We start from the raw sequence: 20,396 nt of genomic DNA, 5'->3' as shown, positions 1-20,396 counted from the left end.
ACCTCAGTTCAACAGGCGCTCGGGATTCGCGTCGAGCTTCGCGAGCGCCTCGCGCGTGGCGCGCACCGTCAGCGTTTCTTCCTCGGCCGGCGTCAGCAGCCCGGCCTGCAGGTAGGACGCGAGCCGCCCGGCCTGGATCAGGAAGCTGCGCCCGTCGGCCGAGGCGAACAGGTGCAACTGCTTGCGATCGCTGCGCCAGACGAACTGGACCTGGCTCACGCGGTCGTTGTGGTCGAGCATGAACCAGGTGCCCACCTGCAGCTCGTTGGCCCAGGCCAGCATGTCCTCGCTCGCCCGCGCGCCCGCCGTGTCGGCCACGACCTCGATCGCGCTCGCGTCCACGCCGAGCAGCAGCTCGATGTTGGTGGCGTCGAGCGGCAGGTCGGCATCGCCGCCGCTGTCGCTCACGAAGTCCTCGAGGTGCGCGAGCCGCTCGGCCATGGCCTCGATCTTGGCCTGCGGGATGGCCTCGGTCTTGAGCATGAAGGCATCGGACAGCGTGGCGCCGATGGTCTTGATATAGGCCTCCTGCGGCTCGTCGACGATGCCCAGCAGCGCCATGCCCTGGCGCAGCCGCTGCAGCAGCTGCGGCAGGTCCTGGATCACGCGCGCGCGGTCGGTACGGCTGGGCTTGGCGCTCGCGGCCCACACCAGTTCGGAGGCGGCGCGCTTGAGCGTCACGGTCTGCTCGTCCTGGCCGCCGTAGCGCAACGCGGCGATCGCCAGCACCTCGGCCCAGACCTTGAACAGGAACTCGCGGATCTCGTCGCGCACCGGCATGTCGTTGAGCATCTTGCGCAACTCGATGGTGTACTGGATCGCCATCGTCTCCTTCTGCTCGACCTGCTGCGCCACGCTCATCACGCGCTGCGCGGTGTCGCTCTGCGTGAGGTAGCGGTTGAGGAAGGCGACGAATTCGTCGAACACCAGCTTGAAGACGCGCTGCCCGGTCTCGGGGTACTGCTCGATCACCTGCACCACGCGCTTGATCTCGTTCTCGAGCGCGCTGCCCGAGATCGCGGCCGCGTCGAAGCCCATCACGCACGAGCCCATGCGGTCGATCAGCATGCGCGCGGGATGCTGCAGCGTGCCGAAGAACTCGGGCTCGGCGATGGCCACGCGCAGCACCGGCATCTGCAGCCGCGCGAACCACACGCGCGCCGAGAACGGAATGCGCTCCTCGGCCAGGATGGCCTGGAACATCAGCGCGACGATCTCGACCGTGGCCTTGTCGGCGGTGGTCGGCGCGCGCTTCTTGAGTTCGGTGCTGCGACGGCGCAGGTCGACCGCGCTCTGCTGGATCAGCGTGGCCTGCTCGCCCGGGGCATCCAGGTACTGGGTGGCGGCCGCGCGGTAGGCGGCCTCGGCATCGGCGATGGCGCCCGCGAAGGTGCGCGAGAAGGGCCGCGGCGCGCCGAAGTCGGCGCCGCCGGCAGTGCCGCGGCCGTCGATACCGATCGACGAGGCCGGCTGCGTGCTGTTGCCGGTGTCGCCGCCGATGCGGCCGGTGACGAAGCGCTTGAGGTTCAGCAGCGCGGTCTGGGCGCGCTGGCGAGCCGTGGCGAGCGGCGAGCCGCCGGAGGGCACGCCGCCGCCGCGCTGGAACGTGCCGGGCACGGAGGCCGTCGACGACATCGCGCCGCCCGGCGCCACGGGGCCGCCGGCTTGCCAAACGCCCGCTGCGCCCGCTGTGCCCGGAGCGCCCGGAGCGCCCGGGCCGGTCGCGCCGCCCGTGCGCCGCACGAAGCTCTTGAGGTCGATCTCGGGCATCACGCCGTTGGCGACCAGGTGGGCGTTGGCGTCTTCATAAGCCTTGGCGACCACGTCGACCAGCTGCGCCTGCACCGTCTCCTGCACGCGGGCCCAGAGCTGGCGGCTCAGGCCGGCGGCCAGCCATTGCTCGACCAGCAGCTTGGCCAGGGTCTCGGGCTTGAGCACGTCCTTGCCGTCGAGCTCGCTCGTGCCCTCGAGGTGCTGGATGCGCAGCCGCAGGTCGCTGAGCTCGAAGCTCGCGCGGTCGTGGATCACCTGCGCGAGGCGCGAGGAGAGGATGTTGCTTTCCACCACCTCGTCGCCGATCAGCTCGAGCCGCAGCATCTGCGTGTGCGAGGTCGAGCTGTGGAAGCCGCTGGGGCCGCTCTCGCCGAGCGCCTTGCGCCAGCCGGTCTGCGCGAGCGACACCCATTGCGAGGCATTGCCCTGGAACGCCACGAAATCGTCGCGGTGCTCCTGCATGGCGCGCGCGCTGCCGACTTCGGAAGCCAGCTGGGTCAGGCGGTCGCGGACGGCGCGGGCCAACGGAACGATGGCGCCTTCCGTCGCCAGCACGAAACGCTCACGCGTCTCGCGAGCGAGCTGCAGGGACGAGGCTGATCGCGCAATGCTCATTGAGGAAGATCAGGGGGCAGGTACCGGTTTCACCCGACAGACGCGAGCTTGCATCGGGAAGCGCATCCGCACAAGGGTGCGCGCCCGGTCGCGTTGCATGGGCGCCTCGCGGCGAAGGACGGGCCCGACTTTACCTTGCCCAGCGCACGCCGCAGGGGCGCCGCTTCAGACCACCGCGCCGGCGTTCGGATCGTCCGGATCGCCTTCGCGCTTGATCGGGCCCTTGATCAGGTCCTCGCGCTTGATGCCGAGCCACATCGCAATGGCGGCCGCCACGAAGCACGACGAATAGATGCCGAAGCAGATGCCGATGGTGAGCGCCAGCGCGAAGTAGTGCAGCGTCGGGCCGCCGAAGAAGAACATCGACAGCACCACGAGCTGCGTGGAGCCGTGGGTGATGATGGTCCGGCTGATGGTCGAGGTGATCGCGTTGTCGATGATCTCGGTGGTCGTCATCTTCCGGTAGCGCCGGAAGTTCTCGCGGATCCGGTCGAAGATCACGACCGATTCGTTCACCGAGTAGCCCAGCACCGCCAGCACCGCCGCCAGCACGGCGAGCGAGAACTCCCACTGGAAGAAGGCGAAGAAGCCCAGGATGATCACCACGTCGTGCAGGTTGGCCAGCACGGTGGCGAGCGCGAACTTCCATTCGAAGCGGAACGCCAGGTAGATCATGATCCCGACCACCACCATGCCCAGCGCCTTCAGGCCGTTGGTGGTGAGCTCCTCGCCCACCTGCGGGCCGACGAACTCGATGCCGCGCTGCGTGGCGGAAGGGTCGATGGCCTTGAGCGCGGCCATCACCGGCACGCTCTGCTGCTCGGCGCTCATGCCCTGGCGCGCCGGCAGGCGGATCTGCACGTCGCGCGAGCTGCCGTAGTTCTGCACCAGCACTTCCTGGTAGCCGAGCTTGCTCACGGCGTCGCGGATCTTGCCGACGTCGGCGGGCTGCGAATAGGCCACCTCCATCACGGTACCGCCGGTGAACTCGACCGACAGGTGCAGGCCGCGGTGCATCAGGAAGAACACCGCCAGCGCGAAGGTCGCGAAGGAGATGATGTTCAGCACCAGGGCATGGCGCATGAACGGAATGGTGCGGTGGATGCGGAAGAACTCCATGGCCTTCTTTCCTTACTTGGCTTGGGCCACGGACGTGCCGTCGGCGGTATCGGTCTTGGGGCGCCAGACGGTGCCGATCGACACGCTCTTGAGCTTCTTCTTGCCGCCGTACCAGAAGTTCACGATGCCGCGCGAGAAGAACACGGCCGAGAACATCGAGGTCACGATGCCCAGGCAGTGCACCACCGCGAAGCCGCGCACCGGGCCGGAACCGAAGGCCAGCAGCGCGATACCCGCGATCAGCGTGGTCACGTTGGAGTCGAGGATGGTGCCCCAGGCGCGGTCGTAGCCGGCGTGGATGGCCGCCTGCGGCGAGGCGCCGTTGCGCAGCTCCTCGCGCACGCGTTCGTTGATCAGCACGTTGGAGTCGATCGCCACGCCGATCGCGAGCGCCATGGCCGCGATGCCGGGCAGCGTGAGCGTGGCCTGGATCATCGACAGCAGCGCGACCAGCAGCAGCAGGTTGACCGCCAGCGCGATCGACGAGAACAGGCCGAACAGCGCGTAGTACACGCACATGAAGACCATGATCGCCAGGAAGCCGTACATCACGGACTTGATGCCCTTGTCGATGTTGTCGGCGCCCAGCGTCGGGCCGATGGTGCGTTCCTGGATGATCTCCATCGGCGCGGCCAGCGAGCCGGCGCGCAGCAGCAGCGCGAGGTCGTTGGCCTCGCTCACGCTCATCGAGCCCGAGACCTGGAAGCGGTTGCCCAGCTCGCCGTTGATCGAGGGAGCCGTGAGCACTTCGCCCTTGCCCTTCTCGAAGATCATCATTGCCATGCGCTTCTTGTAGTTCTCGCGGCTGACGTCGCGCATGATGTTGCCGCCCTTGGCGTCCATCGTCAGGTCGACCTTGGGCTGGTTGCTCTGCTGATCGAAGCCGGGCTGCGCGTCGGTGAGGTTCTCGCCGGTGACCAGCACCTGCTTCTTGACGATCACCGGGCGGCCCGCGCGGTCGAAGAACTTCTCCGAACCGAAGGGCACCGGCCCGCCGCTGAGCTCGGCCGCGCGGCCTTCGGACGATTCGTCGACCAGGCGCATCTCGAGGGTGGCGGTGCGGCCGAGGATTTCCTTGGCCTTGGCCGTGTCCTGCACGCCCGGCAGCTGCACCACGATGCGGTCGATGCCCTGCTGCTGGATCACGGGTTCGGCCACGCCGAGTTCGTTGATCCGGTTGTGCAGCGTGGTGATGTTCTGCTTGAGCGCGGCGTCCTGCAGACGGCGCGCGGCCTCGGGCTTGATGGTGGCGACGAGGCGCCAGTTGCTGCCGTCCGGACCGTCGGTGGTCGTGAGGTCGGGGAACTGGTCCTGGATCAGCTGCTTGGCCTTTTCCAGCGCCGCGGCGTCGCGGAAGGTCACCTCGACGGCCTGGCCGTTGCGGCTCACCTGGGTGCCGCGGATGTCCTTCGAGCGGAAGTTGGTGCGCAGGTCGCTCGCGAAGGACTCGGCCTTCTTGTCGATGGCGCCCTTCATGTCGACCTGCAGCAGGAAGTCGACGCCGCCGCGCAGGTCGAGCCCCAGGTACATCGGGAAGGCGTGCAGCGCGGTGAGCCACTTGGGCGAGCGCGACACCAGGTTCAGCGCCACCGTGTAGGGCGGGTCGGCGGCGTCGGGCACCAGCGCGTGCTGGATCAGGTCGCGCGCCTTGAGCTGCTCGTCGGGGCTGCCGAAGCGCGCGCGCAGCGAACCGCCGTCGAGCGTGATTAGATCGGGCACGAGGTTGCCCGCCTTCAGGGCCTCCTCGACGCGGGTCTGGGTGGCGGCGTCGACCTTGACGGTCGACTTGGCCGACGAGACCTGCACCGCAGGCGCCTCGCCGAAGAAATTGGGCAGGGCATAGATCAGCCCCACGAGCAGCACGATCACGATGATCGCGTACTTCCAGACCGGGTAACGGTTCATGAGATCGCGCTTTTCAGAGACGGCAGGAACGGGACACGGCGTGACTTGAGGTCCGGGGCAACGAAGCGCAAGACCGGGCCACGCTTTTCTTTCTTATTTGACGGCGCCCTTGGGCAGCACCTGCACCACCGAGCTGCGCTGCACCTTGATCTCGACGCCGTTGGCGATCTCGAGGCCCAGGTACTGGTCGCCGACCGAGGTGATCTTGCCGAGCACGCCGCCGGCGGTGGCGACTTCGTCGCCCTTGACCAGCGCCTCGATCATGGCGCGGGCTTCCTTCTGGCGCTTCATCTGCGGGCGGATCATGACGAAATACAGCACCACGAACATGAGCACCAGGGGGAGCATGCTGCCCAGCGAGGACATCATGTCGCCGCCTCCGGCAGCGGGAGCGGCGGTCTGGGCGAAAGCAGTAGAAATGAACAAGGAAGTCTCCAACAGAGGGAAGAGGTAAGGGCGCCGGCGCGAGCCGCGCTCGGGGTCTGGCGACACCAGGGCCTTCAACGGGCCAGGGGTCCACGGGCACGGGCCGCAAATCGAAGCTCGGCGGGCTGGGCCGCGCACAGCACCGGGCATTGTATTCGTGGCGAAGCGCCGCCCCACGCGCTTATCCGGCGCGAGGCGGTGGGCATTCGAGGTTTGGGCGGTGCTCCTGGATTGCTATGCTTTGAATAGCAGCAATCCTAAGCCGCGCCTGTGACAGCACGGTTTCGGTGCCAGGCCCGCGGGCCCGGCACCGACGCGGCCGGGCGCGCGCTCAGGCCGCGGCGCGCTCGGCCCGGGGCTGGCGCCACCTGGCCAGCAGCTCGTTCCAGCGGATGCGCGCGGCCTCGAGGTTGCGCTCCTTCACGTGGCCGTAGCCGCGGATCTGCTCGGGCAGCGTGGCGATCTCGAGCGCCAGCGCATGGTTGTCGGCGCGCAGCGCACCGATCACCTCGTCGATGCTCGCGCGGTACTCGCCGATCAGCGCACGCTCGGTCTTGCGCTCCTCGGTGCGGCCGAACACGTCGAAGGCGGTGCCGCGCAGGCCCTTGAGCTTCGCCAGCAGCCTGAAGCCCGTCAGCATCGAGGGGCCGAACTTCTGCTTCACGAGCTGGCCCTTGGCGTTCTTCTTCGCGATCAGCGGCGGCGCGAGGTGGTAGTTGAGCTTGAAGTCGCCCTCGAACATGCCCTCGATGCGCTCGAGGAAGGCGCGGTCGGTGTGCAGCCGCGCGACCTCGTACTCGTCCTTGTAGGCCATGAGCTTGAACAGGTAGCGCGCGACCGCCTCGGTCAGCGAGCTCTTGCCGGTCAGGCTGGTCTCGGCCTGCTGCACCTTGGCGACGAAACGGCGGTACTCGTCGGCATAGGCCGCGTTCTGGTAGCCGGTCAGGAACTCGACGCGGCGCGCCACCAGGCTGTCGACGCTCTCGCGCTTCTTGAACTCGATCACCTGGCCGGGACGCACGCGCTTTTGCAGCTCGTCGGGCCGCACGGCGGCCTGGCGGCCCCATTCGAAGGCGGCCTTGTTGTTGTCGATCGCCACGGCATTGAGCTCGATCGCGCGCATCAGCGACTCGTGCGCCAGCGGGATCCAGCCCTTCTGCCAGGCGTAGCCCAGGATCATCGGGTTGACGTAGATGGTGTCGCCCATCAGCGCGGTCGCGGCCGCGTCGGCATCGAAGGCGCCCACGCCCTCGGCACCCACGGCGCGCGCAATCTCGGCGGCACAGGCGTCCTCGGGGTTCTGCCAGTTGGCATTGCGCACGAAGGCCGCGGTGGGCGTGCTGTGCGTGTTGAGCGCCACGTGGGTGCGGCCCTCGCGCATGCGCGCCATGGTTTCGCCGTTCACCGACACCAGCGGGTCGCAGGCCAGGATCAGGTCGGCCGCCGCGGTGCCCACGCGGGTGGTGCGGATGTCGCCCTGGGTGTCGCCGATCAGCACGTGGCTCCAGGTGGCGCCGCCCTTCTGCGCCAGGCCGGCCGCGTCCTGCGTGACGATGCCCTTGGCCTCGATGTGCGCGGCCATGCCCAGCAACTGGCCGATGGTGATCACGCCGGTGCCGCCGACACCGGCCACCACCACGCCCCAGACCTTGCCACCGTCCAGCGACGGGATCGCGGGCTCGGGCAGCAGACCGAACTCGGCCGGCGTGGCCGCCTTGTTCTTCGCCTTCTTCTTGAGCTGGCCGCCCTCGACGCTGACGAAGCTCGGGCAGAAGCCCTTCAGGCAGCTCATGTCCTTGTTGCAGGTGCTCTGGTTGATCGCGCGCTTGCGGCCGAACTCGGTCTCCAGCGGCTCCACGCTCAGGCAGTTGCTCTGCACGCCGCAGTCGCCGCAGCCTTCGCAGACCAGCTCGTTGATGACCACGCGCTTGGCCGGGTCGACGGCCGTGCCCCGCTTGCGGCGGCGGCGCTTCTCGGTGGCGCAGGTCTGGTCGTAGATGATGGCCGTGGTGCCGGGCATCGCGCGGAACTCGCGCTGGATCTCGTCGAGCAGGTCGCGGTGCTTGACCTGCACGTGGTCGCCCGGGATGCTGACGCCCTCGTACTTCTCGGGCTCGTCGGTCACGATCACGACCTTCTTGGCGCCCTCGGCATGCAGGCTCTCGGCGATCTGCAGCACCGAGTGGCCCTCGGGGCGCTCGCCCACGGTCTGGCCGCCGGTCATCGCGACGGCGTCGTTGTAGAGGATCTTGTAGGTGATGTTCACGCCGGCCGCGATGCTCTGGCGGATCGCCAGCAGGCCGCTGTGGAAGTAGGTGCCGTCGCCGAGGTTGGCGAAGATGTGCTGGTCGGTCGTGAACGGCTGCTGGCCCACCCACGGCACGCCCTCGCCGCCCATCTGCGTGAAGCCGATGGTGGAGCGGTCCATCCAGGTCGCCATGAAGTGGCAGCCGATGCCGCCCATGGCGCGCGAGCCCTCGGGCACCACGGTGCTGGTGTTGTGCGGGCAGCCCGAGCAGAACCAGGGCTGGCGCGCGTCCTTCACGCCCTCGGCCTGGATCACCTGCATCGAGCGCTCCTTGGCCTCGAGGATCGCGAGCTGCGCGTCGATGCGCGCCGCCATGTCGGAGCCGGCGGGCAGCAGGCCCGTCTTCTTGAGGCGCCCGGCGATGGCCTTGGCGATCAGCGCCGGGTTCAGGTCGGCATTGGCGCGCAGCAGCGTGTGGGCGGTCGGGTTGGGCATCGACCATTCGCCGCCCGAGTAGCCCTCGGCCGCGTGCACCTCGCCCTCGTCGAACTTGCCGACCACGTTGGGCCGCACGTCGGAGCGCCAGTTGTAGAGCTCTTCCTTGAGCTGGTATTCGATGACCTGGCGCTTCTCCTCGACCACCAGGATCTCCTGCAGGCCGGTGGCGAACTCGCGCGTGAGCTGCGCCTCGAGCGGCCACACCACGCCCACCTTGTGCAGCCGGATGCCGAGCTGGCGGCAGGCCGCGTCGTCCAGGCCCAGGTCGATCAGGGCCTGGCGGGTGTCGTTGTAGGCCTTGCCGCTGGCCATGATGCCGAAGCGGTCGTTCGGGCCTTCGATCACGTTGTGGTTGAGGCGGTTGGCGCGGATGTAGGCCAGCGCGGCATACCACTTGTAGTGCATGAGCCGGGCTTCCTGCTCCAGCGCATGGTCGGGCCAGCGGATGTGCAGGCCGCCGGGCGGCATCTCGAAGTCGGTCGGGATCACGATGTCGACGCGCTCGGGGTCGATCATGGCCGTGGCGCTCGACTCGACGATCTCCTGGATCGTCTTCATGCCCGACCACACGCCCGAGAAGCGGCTCAGCGCGAAGGCGTGGATGCCGAGGTCGAGGATTTCCTGCACGTTGGCCGGGAAGAACACCGGCGTGCCGCAGGCCTTGAAGATGTGGTCGCTCTGGTGCGCGGCCGTGCTGCTCTTGGAGATGTGGTCGTCGCCGGCCACCGCGATCACGCCACCCCAGGCGGTGGTGCCCGCCATGTTGGCGTGCTTGAAGACGTCGGAGCAGCGGTCCACGCCCGGGCCCTTGCCGTACCAGATGCCGAAGACGCCGTCGAACTTGTTGGTGCCCTGCGGCGAGAAGCCCAGCTGCTGGGTGCCCCACAGCGCGGTGGCCGCGAGCTCTTCGTTCACGCCGGGCTGGAAGACGATGTTCTGTTCCTTGAGGAACTTGCTGGCCTTCCACAGCGCCTGGTCGTAGCCGCCGAGCGGCGAGCCGCGGTAGCCGCTGATGAAGCCGGCCGTGTTCTTGCCGACCTGCTTGTCGCGCAGGCGCTGCAGCATCGGCAGCTTGACCAGGGCCTGGACCCCGCTCATGAATGCGCGCCCGTAGTCGAGGCTGTATTTGTCGTCGAGCGTGACGGTTTCTAGCGCGCGGCGGATGTGCTCGGGCAGCGGGGCATTCATGTCTGTCGTCTCCGTGGTGGCAGGGCCTTGTGGGCCTGGCTGATAGGTGCGGGTCTGTGCCCGGTCGGGCGCGAGCCCATGATCACGCAAAGTGTATGCCGGGGTCCGCGACAGGTGTTTGCTTTCCATGCCCCCAAAAAGCCACTTCCAGAAAGAAGATTGCTTAATATCGAGGCTTATGGAAAGCATTGACAAGTTCGACCTTGCCATCCTGCAAGAACTGCAGACCGACGGCCGCCTCACCAACGCCGAGCTTGCGCAGCGCGTGGGCCTGTCGGCCGCGCCCTGCTGGCGCCGCGTGCGCGCGCTGGAAGAGGCCGGCTTCATCAAGGGCTACCGCGCCGAGATCGATCGGCACAAGATCGGGCTGGGCGTGCTCGCTTTCGTGCGCGTCGACACCGAGCGCGTCACCAACGAAGCGACCCGCAAGCTCGAGGACGCCATCCGCAAGATGCCCGAGGTCGTGGCCTGCCACTACATCAGCGGCACGGGCACCTTCGAGTTGCAGGTGGTGGCGCGCGACCTCGACGGTTTCTCCGCCTTCGCGCGGCAGCACCTGATGAACCTGCCGAACGTGAAGGACCTGCACACCAGCTTCTCGCTCGGAGAGGTGAAGGCGAGCAGCGCGCTGCCGCTGGGGCACCTGGCGAAGTAGCGGCGGCCATGACTTTTCTCCGCCCCGCGGCGCTTTTGTGAGCGCTCGCTTGCGGGGATGACCATTGTTTGCAGTGCCAACGCGTTGGCGCTTGCACACTGCGCGACCTCGTTCCCTGGGAGGTCACGCCGATGTCGAACTTGCCGCGCACCTTGTCGGTCTCCGGACCGGCGCTTCCCCTTGTCGATGGCCAGCCCGCGCTGCGGGCCGTGCGGCTGTCGGGCCGCGAGGGCTTGAATTCGCTGTTCTGCTACGAACTGCTGCTCGAGTCGCCCGATGACACCGACCTCGACCTCGATGCCTTCATCGGCCGCGAGATCCATTGCCGCATCGCACTCGACGATGGTGCGGACGGCGTGCGCGAGATCAACGCGCTCGTCACCGAGGCGGCCTTTCTCGGCGAGGCGGGCCGCCACGCCCAGTACCTGCTAACACTGCGGCCTTGGCTGCACCTGGCCGAACTGCGCACCGACTGCAGGATCTTCCAGGACCTGACGGTCGTGCAGATCCTCGAGGCCCTGCTCGCGCGCTATACCTTTCCCGTGCGCTGGCGCCTGGCCGAGCACTATCCGCCGCGCGACTACCAGACCCAGTTCAACGAGAGCGACTTCGCCTTCTTCGAGCGCCTGTGCCAGGAATGGGGCATCGGCTATCACTTCGAGCATGCGGACGGGGCGCACCGGCTGGTGCTCGGCGATGGGACCGGGGCTTTTGCGCCCGCCGCCGGGCGTTACCGCGACCTGGACTTCCATCCGCCGGGCTGGAAGCTCGATGCGGAGTACGTCCACGGCTTCGTGCCCATGCACCGGATCGCCAGCGGGCGGTATGCGAGCCGGGAGTACGACTACATGCGGCCGCGGGCCGACCTTTCCGTCGGCCAGGGCGATTCACAGGCCGAGGTCTACAGCTGGCACGACCCGGTCGGCGGCAGCCACTGGGCGCAGCCTCGGGCCGGGCGCGGGGGCTTCGAGGAAGCCGCGAACGATCCTTTCGCCGAGGGCCGCCAGCTGGCGCTGCTTCGCCTGCAGGCCCTGCGCGCCGAGGCAGTCCGCGCGCGGGGCTGCGGACCTCTGCGGGGCCTGGCCCCTGGACACACCTTCCGCCTGCACGGCCATCCGCGCCAGGAGGTCGGGGCCACCGAGTACCTCGCGCTCGACACCCGCTTGCTGATCGAGGAGGTCGGCGCCGACAGCAACCGCCGCGCGCACTGGCGCGTGAATCTCGACTTCACCGCCCACCCGCTGGCCGAACCGCTGCGCCCCGCGCTCGTGCGGCCCAAGCCCGTGGCCGTCGGCCCGCAGGTCGCAAGAGTCGTCGGCCCCGCAGGCCGGAACCTCTGGACCGATGCCCTGGGCCGCATCAAGGTGCAGTTCCCCTGGGACCGCGAGGGCGCGCACGACGCCCACGGCAGTTGCTGGCTGCGCGTGAGCGCGCCCTGGGCGGGCAACCAGCTCGGCGGCGCCTGGCTGCCGCGCATCGGCCAGGAAGTGATCGTGAGCTTCATCGGCGGCGATGCCGACCTGCCGATCTGCACGGGGCGGGTGCATGACCGGGACAACCTGCCGCCGTGGGCCTTGCCGCAACAGGCCGCGCTCAGCGGGTTCAGGAGCCGGGAGCTGACCGAGGGCGGCGGCAATGCGGCGGCGGGGCGCAGCAACCACCTGGTGCTCGACGACACGGCCGATCGGATCCAGGCGCAGCTCAGGAGCGACCACCAGTGCAGCGTGCTGAGCCTGGGGCGCTTCGCGCGCATCGAGGACCATGCGGGACGCAAGGAGGAGCGCGGCGAGGGCTTCGAGCTGCGCACCGACGGGCACGGGGTGCTGAGGGCGGCACGGGGGATGCTGATCACCACCGAGGCCCGGCCGAACGCGGCGAACCATGCGCTCGACATGGGCGAGACCACCGCGCGGCTGGCCCGTGCACAGGACCAGCACGACATGCTCGCGGAAGCCGCCAGGCTGCACCGCGCGCAGGAGGCCGGCATCGACCAGGACGAAGTGCAGCAGGCGCTCGCAAGGCAGAACACGGCCATCGCCGGCACGGGCGATCCATTCCCCGAACTGGAAGCGCCGCACCTGGTGCTCGCGAGCCCCGCCGGCATCGCGGCCTCGACAGCGGGTCCGCTGCACCTGCACGCCAAGACCCACGCGGCCTTCACGAGCAGCGGCCATCTCGGCTTCAGCAGCGCCAGACGCTGGCTCGCCAGCGCCGCCGAGGGCATCCGCGCCTTCACGCAGCGGCACGGCATCCGCTTCATCACCGCCAAAGGGCCGATCGACATCGAAGCCCATGCGGACGAGCTGGTGCTGCTCGCGCACGAGGACGTGCGAATCCGGAGCATCGACGGCGAGCTCCACATCAGCGCCCGAAAGAAGGTCGTGATCATCGGCGGCGGCAGCTACACCGAATGGAGCGCGCAGGGGATCGTGCATGGCACCGCCGGCACCTGGCAGGAGCATGCGGCGCTGCATGCGCAGGTGGGGCCGATGCAGAGGCCGCCCAGTTTCCCGACATTCGCGCGAGGTCGCTTTCACGGCAAGGACGCCGGGTCATCTCACCGCTTTTCCCCGTCGGCTTGAGCCTCGAGAAAGCGACCATGCTGATCAGCCCTCCGTTCCTGCCTGAGCCGCTTGCCGATGACGAGGCCTTCGTCGCCGCGGCCATGCCGGATGGCGCGGACATCGCCCCCGGCTCCGGCGGTGCGCCACTGGGCTCATACCCCTTGACGACGGCGCTGACCTGGCACAACGGCCTGCACCTGCGCGCACCCCGAGACGCCCAGAATCGCGCCGCGCCTGTTCGTGCCATTGCCGATGGCACTGTCATCTTCAAGCGCGAGCCACGCGCTTCGAACGCGGTAGCCGACGATCCACAGAACTACAACCCCTACGGGATCGAGCCGGCCTGGACCGATAACGGCATCCTCATCCTGCGTCACAGCACCGAGATCGGAGCAACCGCCCATGTGCCCACGCGCCTGACCTACTACAGCGTCTACATGCACTTGTGCGGCATCGCTGCCACGGTGACGGAAGGAGGCTCCGTCTGGCGCAAGGATCCCATTGGCATCGCCGGGCGAATTCTGGGCCGCGAGGATCACCTTCATTTCGAGATCTGTCTGAGCCCCACCCACCTGCGCACGCTGTTGGGCAGCGCACGCGAATGCACCTGGACCGCCCCATCGCGAGCGCCAACCGCCGATGGCCGCATCGACAGCGTGTTCGGAAGCCTCCACATCTACCTGCCGGCTGGAACGCCCACCCGAAGCAGTTCCCCCATCTCGCATCTGAGAGAAGGCAATGCATCCAGAGGCGGCTCGAGCGCAGCCACGGACCACTTTCCTCCAGACACCTTGCGCAGGGCTCAATGGGTGGAGATCCTTCACAAGAGAGGCAACACCACATACCGGAGCTATCTCGCGAACGGTCCCCATGCAGGAGAGCCCATCGGAAGCGCTCACATCGTCCAAGGCTTCGAGTACGACCTGTACACCGAAGCCTGTGCGAGGCATGACAGCCTCGAGGCGGCGGTTCGCGCCGGCAGCAGTCCGAGCGGCTGGTACGAGCTCCTGCGCTTCGGGCGCAATCTGGGGCCCGATGCACTGCCCTCCAATGCGGCGAACTGGCAGAAGATTCCCACGGCCGACGGCACGGTCTGGGTCGATCTCAATGCCGCGGGCACCTTCAAGTTCAGCGATGCGGACTTTCCTGGATACCGCGGCTGGCAATGTTTCGACGACGACACGAGCGAGGACAACCAGCGGTGCGACTCGTCGCATCTGAAAAGCCTGCTGCGCGACCCCTCGACACCCGAGCGCATCCGCGAGCGCGAGGCGCTTGCGCGCCGACTGGGCCAGCACGACATCCGCGAAAAGCTCTCTCGTGCCATCTGCAGGTTTCCCACCGAATGGGATCGGCGAACCATCGCCAGGCGCTACGAGTGGCTCCAGGTGGATGAGGAGTTTCGAGTGGAAAGCGGAAAGGAGTGGGACGAGTTCAAGGCCCATGCCGAAGCCATCAGCTTCGACGATCTGCCCTCCGAATATGTCGATGCGGTCTGGCACTTCCATCCACGCACCTTCATCTCGCACATGCGCAAATGTGGGTGGCTCAGCCGCGGGGAGATGGTGCAATGCATCCCTCGGGTTTCGCCCGCCGGGGGCGTTCCTCTTGCCACGGCCCGAGCACGGGTCGACACGTGGTGCGTGGCGATCAACGCCATGGCCAGGAAGTTCGGCCTGGACAGCGCGCTGCGGATGACGCACCTTCTGGCCCAGGTCTGGGCCGAAACAGGCTACCTGCGCCTGACGCGCGAAGCGGGCGCGGACCACGCGCGCTACGCCCCCTACATTGGCCGAGGCCTCATCCAGATCACCTGGAAGGACAAGTACGACGCCTATGCCGACTTCACGAAACTGGGCGCGCCCCCTGCCGGCCCGTTCAATCTGGAACTGATTGCCACCGATCCGTACCACGCAGGAAACTCATCGGGTTTCTATTGGGTCTCCAAGACCTACCTGGAGCCGCGCAAGACATCGAGCATCAATCTTTCGCGCATCGCCGACACCGGCTGGTCGACGGATTCCATCGGAAAGCTGTGCCTCTGGATCAATGGCGGAGGGAATCACTATGACCATAGGCATGTCCATGCGATCTTCATCGCGCGCATGCTCGACGATATCGACCATGCCCGAAGTACGGCCGCGGAAACGGTCTCGTTCCCGAAGATGGAGTTCGACAGGGAAAGCAGCGTCGTGAACGGCCGCTCCTTGCGCAAGATCGTCGGCACGCAGATATCGAACGACTCGATGACCGTCTCGGTCAACTTCACACCGCAAAGATGACCCGCCTCCCTCTGGCCCTAAGCGGGCTCCTTTTCTGCAACGCAGCCTTCGCAGGCGCCAAGGATGAATGTTTCCCCTCGCTCCCGGGAAGGGAAGACATTCCGTTCGACGCTCCCGGCGAGGTGAAGATCACCAGGTTCCGAATCTCCGCGCAACGGGAATCGGCCTATCTCGCCACCGAGTACATCGGTGCCAAGAATCTGCAAGCAACGCTCTACTTGAAGCGCCCAGACGGCTACTGCCTCTCCGGTGACCTGGGCGCCTTGACAGACTTCCACGTGGACCGTTCGACCGCTTCGCACGGGCGCTATGGAATCGTCGTTCTGTCGAGTTCCGGTGACTACCGCTTCTCGCGGCGGTTCAGCTACAAGAAGTCATCGCAAAAGTACGAGCTCGATGCTTGCCGTGTCGGGACGGAAGGGGGTCGTTGGAGAGCCTGTACCGCCTCCGAACAGTAGAGAAGCCGCGCCCAGGCGCCGCCAGCCTAAAATCCTCGCCCACCCCAAAACCCGCCCCCGGCACCCAAGGACCCCGCATGACCCCCACCCGCCGCGCCCAGGCGCTTGGCTTTGCCGCCGCCGTGATGGCTTTCGGCGCCCTGGCGCCCGCCCAGGCGCAGAACCGCGAACTGACCGTGGCGTCCAGCGCCACCTATGCGCCGTTCGCGTTCGAGAACAAGGACAAGCAGATCGTCGGTTTCGACATCGACATCATCAACGCGATCGCCAGGCAACAGGGCCTGAAGATCAAGATCGTGAACACGCCGTTCACGGGCATCTTCGGCGCGCTCAACAACGGCGACGTGGACCTCGTGATCTCGGGCGTGACGATCAACGAGAAGCGCAAGCAGAGCTACGACTTCACGCCGCCCTACTTCGCGGCGCGCCAGCTGATCGCGCTGCCGAAGAACAGCACGGTCGCCTCGCTCAAGGACCTCACGGGCAAGAAGATCGCGGTGGTGAGCGCCTCGACGGCCGACGACATCGCGTCGCGCGAGTTCGGCAAGACCAGCCCGAACATCCGCCGCTTCGAGAGCACGCCGCTGATCATCTCCGAGCTGGCCGGCGGTGGCGTCGACGCGGCGATGGGCGACAACGGCGTGATCGCCTACCGCGTGTCGCAGAACCCCGATCTGAAGACCGTCGACGACAAGTCCTTCCCCGAGGAAGGCTTCGGCATCGTGGTGAAGAAGGGCGACAAGGCGCTGCTCGACAAGCTCTCCGCCGGCCTGGCGGCGATCCGCGCCGACGGCAGCTACGTGACGATCTACAAGAAGTGGTTCAACAAGGACCCGAACGTGCGCTGAGCCGCACGGCCCCCGTTCTGCTCCCACGGCCGCGCTTCGCGGCCGTTTCGTTTTTCTTTTCGTTCGTTTCTCTGCATTGAAGGAAACCGCCATGGAACAACCGGTGTTGCTGTTCGGATGGTTCCGCTGGGACATCCTGGTCGAATACAAGGACCTGTTCTGGCAGGGCGCCTGGATGACCTTGCGCATGACGGTGGTCTGCGTGCTGCTGGGCGCGAGCTGGGGCCTGTGCCTGGCGCTGGCGCGGCTGGCGCAGCCGCGGCATGCGCCCTGGACCTGGGTGGCGCGCTTCTTCCTGCGCTGGCCGGCCACGGTGTACGTGAGCTTCTTCCGCGGCACGCCGCTGTTCGTGCAGATCCTCTTGATCCACTTCGCGGTGATGCCGGTGTTCATCCACCCCACGTCCGGCCTGCTGATCGACGGCGAGCTCGCGCGCACGCTCAAGCAGGAGCACGGCGCGCTGATCTCGGGCGTGGTGGCGCTCACGCTCAATTCGGCGGCCTACATCTCCGAGGTGTTCCGCGCGGGCATCCAGTCGATCTCGCGCGGCCAGTTCGACGCCGGCCGCTCGCTGGGCTTCAACCCGGCGCAGGTGATGCGCTACGTGGTGCTGCCGCAGGCCTTCCGCCGCATGCTGCCGCCGCTGGGCAACAACGCGATCGCGCTGCTGAAGGACACCTCCCTGGTCTCCGCCATCGGCCTGGCCGAGCTGGCCTACGCGGCGCGCACGGTGGCCGGCGCCTATGCGCGCTACTGGGAGCCCTACCTCGCGATCTCGGTGATCTACTGGGTGATGACGCTGGTGCTGACCACGCTGCTGCGCCGGCTCGAGCACCGGCTCGCGCGCAGCGACCGCGGCTGACCGCAAACTGACCAGCTCGGGGCTCGCGGCGACAATAGCCCCACATGCCCCCGATATCGCCCGAAGAGACGCCCATCCCGCCCGCGCGGCCGAAGCCGCCCAAGCTCGCCGCGCTCGAGCCGCTGAAGCTGCCGGTGTTCCGCATGCTGTGGAGCACCTGGCTGATCGCCAACATCTGCATGTGGATGAACGACGTGGCGGCGGCGTGGATGATGACCTCGCTGACCACCTCGCCGATCTGGGTCGCGCTGGTGCAGTCGGCTTCCACGCTGCCGGTGTTCCTGCTCGGCCTGCCCAGCGGCGCGCTGGCCGACATCCTCGACCGCCGGCGCTGGCTGATGGCCACGCAGTTCTGGCTCGCGGGCACGGCGATCGTGCTGTGCGCCGCGATCGCGCTCGACATGATGACCGCGCCGCTGCTGCTGGCACTGACCTTCGCCAACGGCATCGGGCTGGCGCTGCGCTGGCCGGTGTTCTCGGCCATCGTGCCCGAGCTGGTGCCGCGCCCGCAATTGCCGGCCGCGCTCGGGCTCAACGGCATCGCGATGAATGCCTCGCGCATCATCGGCCCGCTCACGGCCGGCATGCTGATCGCGAGCGCGGGCAGCGTCTGGGTGTTCGCGCTCAACGCGGTGCTGTCGGTGGCCTCGGGCTTCGTGGTGCTGCGCTGGCGCCGCGAGCACACGCCCAATCCGCTGGGCCGCGAGCGGCTGATCAGCGCGATGCGCGTGGGCGTGCAGTTCGTCTGGCAGTCGCAGCGCATGCGCGCGGTGCTCAGCCGCATCACGATCTTCTTCTTCCATTCGACGGCGCTGCTGGCGCTGCTGCCGCTGCTGGCACGCAACCTCCAGGGCGGCGGTGCGGGCACCTTCACCCTGCTGCTGGCGGCCATGGGCTCGGGCGCGATCGTGGCGGTGCTGTTCCTGCCGCGGCTGCGCCAGGCGCTGGGGCGCGACCAGCTGGTGCTGCGCGGCACCGCGCTGCAGTCGGCCGCCACGGCGGTGATGGCCTTCGCGCCCAACGCCTGGGTCGCGGTGCCGGCGATGTTCTTCGGCGGCATGGCCTGGATCACGGTGGCCAATTCGCTCTCGGTGTCGGCCCAGCTCGCGCTGCCCGACTGGGTGCGCGCGCGCGGCATGTCGACCTACCAGATGGCGATCATGGGCGCGAGCGCGATCGGCGCCGCGCTGTGGGGCCAGGTCGCCACGGTCACCGACCTGCAGGTGAGCCTGGTGGTGGCCTCGGTCACCGGCACGCTGCTGATGCTGGCCGCGCTGCGCTGGGTCACCGACGTCTCGGGCGAGGACGACACCACGCCCGCCAAGGCCGGCTGGGCCTCGGGGCCGCCGTCCGAGGCGCCGCAGGAGAACGGCCGCGTGGTGATCCACGTCGAGTTCATCATCGACCCGGCGCGCGCCGCGGCCTTCCACCTGGTGATGCAGCAGACGCGCCGCGCGCGGCTGAGCCAGGGCGCGATCGGCTGGGAGCTGCTGCACGACATCGGCGAGCCGGGCCGCTACGTCGAGCAGATCGTCGACGAGAGCTGGACCGAGCACCTGCGCCGCTTCAACCGCGCGACCGCCGCCGACATGGCGCTGCGCGAGCGCCGGCTGGCCTTCCACCTGGGCGAATCGCCGCCGGTGGTCACGCGCTACGTCGTGCGCCGCTGATCCACACAAGCCCCCTGACGCCATGAAGACGACCCAGGTCGCCACGCTGTTCTGCTGCCTGTTCCTCATCGGCTCGGCCGAGGTGGTGGCGGGTCCGATGATGGGCGCGATGAGCGCCGACCTCGGCGTGCGCTCGAGCGCCATCGCCTACCTGCCGGCCGCCTATGGGCTCGCCTACGGCGCCTTCGCGCTGATCGCCGGGCCGCTGTCGGACCGCTGGGGCCGCCGGCGGCCGCTGCAGGCCGGGCTGCTGGGCTTCGCGCTGCTGAGCGCCGCGCTCCCGAGCGCGCCGAGCCTGGCGGTGGCGATCGTGCTGTCGGCGCTGGCGGGGCTGTGCGCGGGTCTGATCCAGCCCAATGCGCTGTCGCTGGTGGCCGACGAATCGCCGCCCGAGCAGATCGGCCGCCGGCTCAGCCACGTGTTCGTCGGCCTGATGCTGGCCTTCGTGCTCACGCCGGTGGTGGCCGGCTGGCTGAGCGACACCGCGGGCTGGCGCTCGGCCTACTACACGCTGGCGGCGATGGCCGCGCTGGCCTTTCTCGCGGTGACGCGCACCTTCGTGCAGCGCATGCCGTCCGCCACATCGCACGCGGGCTTCCTCGCCACCCACGCGCGGGCGCTGCGCACGCCCGGCGTGCGGCGACGGCTCGCGGTCAGCTACCTCTGGCTCGGCTGGGTGGCGGGCTTCGGCGCGGTGGTGGCCGAGGTGGCGGCGCGCAAGCTGGTGCTGTCGTCGACCGACACCGGCCTGATCGCCGGCCTGTTCGGCCTGGCCGTGATCGCCGGCAACCTCGCCAGCGGCCGGCTGCAGCGCGCGCTCGGCGAGGCCGCGCTGCCGCTCGCGGCGCTGGCCGCGGCGGCGGGCCTGCTGGGCCTGGCGCTGCCGGTGGGCTCGACCACGCAGCTGGTGCTGCTCGGCCTGCCCTGGGCCTTCGGCTACGGCTGCGCGGGGCCGCTGCACCATGCACGACTCAGCGCGCTGTCGGAGCGCTACCGCGGCACCATCAACTCGTACCACGCGAGCCTGCTCAACCTCGGCATCTTCTCGGTCTCGTTCCTGCTCGGCAGCGTGGTGCCGCGCTTCCCCGTGGAAGTGTTCTGCGCGCTGGCCGGCGGCGTGACGCTGGTCGGCGCCTGCCTGCTGCTGCCGTGGCCATGGCGCAAGGCGGGGGTCGCGACGACCTGAGCGCGACGACCCGAGCGCGGGGCGGCAGCCCGAGGAAAACCCTGAGGCGACTTTTTTTGACCATTCGGATAATTTAGGTCATCATCCGCGCCGTCGCCA

At 68.3% G+C, this 20,396-nt stretch carries 13 protein-coding genes; 8 read left to right on the top strand and 5 right to left on the bottom strand.

Annotated elements, in window-relative coordinates:
- Nucleotides 1-3 precede the first annotated feature (3 nt).
- From ACEN9J_RS21785 to ACEN9J_RS21765, 5 genes are all read right to left on the bottom strand, one after another.
- A complete protein-coding gene (locus ACEN9J_RS21785; protein WP_413762036.1) occupies nucleotides 4-2,388 on the bottom strand; it encodes a DUF1631 family protein in 2,385 nt (794 codons plus the stop codon).
- 165 nt (nucleotides 2,389-2,553) lie between these two features.
- A complete protein-coding gene (secF, locus tag ACEN9J_RS21780; RefSeq protein ID WP_057594362.1) occupies nucleotides 2,554-3,507 on the bottom strand; it encodes a protein translocase subunit SecF in 954 nt (317 codons plus the stop codon).
- Between the two features lie 12 nt (nucleotides 3,508-3,519).
- Entirely contained in the window at nucleotides 3,520-5,412 is a 1,893-nt protein-coding gene (gene secD / locus ACEN9J_RS21775; RefSeq protein ID WP_413762035.1) for a protein translocase subunit SecD, read from the bottom strand.
- 93 nt (nucleotides 5,413-5,505) lie between these two features.
- Complete coding sequence (yajC, locus tag ACEN9J_RS21770) at nucleotides 5,506-5,838, bottom strand: preprotein translocase subunit YajC (RefSeq protein ID WP_057594360.1); 333 nt, start codon at nucleotides 5,836-5,838, stop codon at nucleotides 5,506-5,508.
- Between the two features lie 331 nt (nucleotides 5,839-6,169).
- On the bottom strand, nucleotides 6,170-9,772 hold the full coding sequence (locus ACEN9J_RS21765; protein ID WP_261212843.1) for an indolepyruvate ferredoxin oxidoreductase family protein: 3,603 nt from the start codon (nucleotides 9,770-9,772) through the stop codon (nucleotides 6,170-6,172).
- A 178-nt stretch (nucleotides 9,773-9,950) separates the two neighbouring features.
- Here ACEN9J_RS21765 and ACEN9J_RS21760 point away from each other — a divergent pair, with 178 nt between their 5' ends.
- From ACEN9J_RS21760 to ACEN9J_RS21725, 8 genes are all read left to right on the top strand, one after another.
- Nucleotides 9,951-10,427, top strand: coding sequence for an Lrp/AsnC family transcriptional regulator (locus ACEN9J_RS21760; protein ID WP_057594358.1), 477 nt, complete (start codon nucleotides 9,951-9,953; stop codon nucleotides 10,425-10,427).
- A gap of 131 nt (nucleotides 10,428-10,558) precedes the next feature.
- Entirely contained in the window at nucleotides 10,559-13,009 is a 2,451-nt protein-coding gene (locus tag ACEN9J_RS21755; RefSeq protein WP_413762034.1) for a type VI secretion system Vgr family protein, read from the top strand.
- Between the two features lie 17 nt (nucleotides 13,010-13,026).
- Nucleotides 13,027-15,273 carry a hypothetical protein gene (locus ACEN9J_RS21750; protein ID WP_413762033.1) on the top strand — a complete coding sequence of 749 codons (2,247 nt, stop codon included), beginning with the start codon at nucleotides 13,027-13,029 and terminating at the stop codon, nucleotides 15,271-15,273.
- Nucleotides 15,270-15,731, top strand: a complete 462-nt coding sequence (locus ACEN9J_RS21745; RefSeq protein WP_413762032.1) for a hypothetical protein — start codon at nucleotides 15,270-15,272, stop codon at nucleotides 15,729-15,731. Before ACEN9J_RS21750 ends, ACEN9J_RS21745 begins: the two co-directional genes overlap by 4 nt.
- A 77-nt stretch (nucleotides 15,732-15,808) precedes the next feature.
- The gene (locus tag ACEN9J_RS21740; protein WP_413762031.1) at nucleotides 15,809-16,579 is read left to right on the top strand and encodes a basic amino acid ABC transporter substrate-binding protein; all 771 of its coding nucleotides are present in this window, start codon (nucleotides 15,809-15,811) and stop codon (nucleotides 16,577-16,579) included.
- Nucleotides 16,580-16,670: 91 nt separating this feature from the next.
- Nucleotides 16,671-17,441 carry an amino acid ABC transporter permease gene (locus ACEN9J_RS21735; protein ID WP_057595865.1) on the top strand — a complete coding sequence of 257 codons (771 nt, stop codon included), beginning with the start codon at nucleotides 16,671-16,673 and terminating at the stop codon, nucleotides 17,439-17,441.
- Between the two features lie 44 nt (nucleotides 17,442-17,485).
- Entirely contained in the window at nucleotides 17,486-19,111 is a 1,626-nt protein-coding gene (locus tag ACEN9J_RS21730) for an MFS transporter (protein ID WP_261209003.1), read from the top strand.
- Nucleotides 19,112-19,133: 22 nt separating this feature from the next.
- Nucleotides 19,134-20,297, top strand: a complete 1,164-nt coding sequence (locus tag ACEN9J_RS21725; protein ID WP_413762030.1) for an MFS transporter — start codon at nucleotides 19,134-19,136, stop codon at nucleotides 20,295-20,297.
- Nucleotides 20,298-20,396 lie beyond the last annotated feature (99 nt).

It is taken from the genome of Variovorax sp. Varisp41 (assembly GCF_047325085.1).
GTDB lineage: Bacteria > Pseudomonadota > Gammaproteobacteria > Burkholderiales > Burkholderiaceae_C > Variovorax.
The sequence above is the reverse complement of the archived record's forward strand: the minus strand, read 5'-3'. Positions and strand labels throughout refer to the sequence as shown.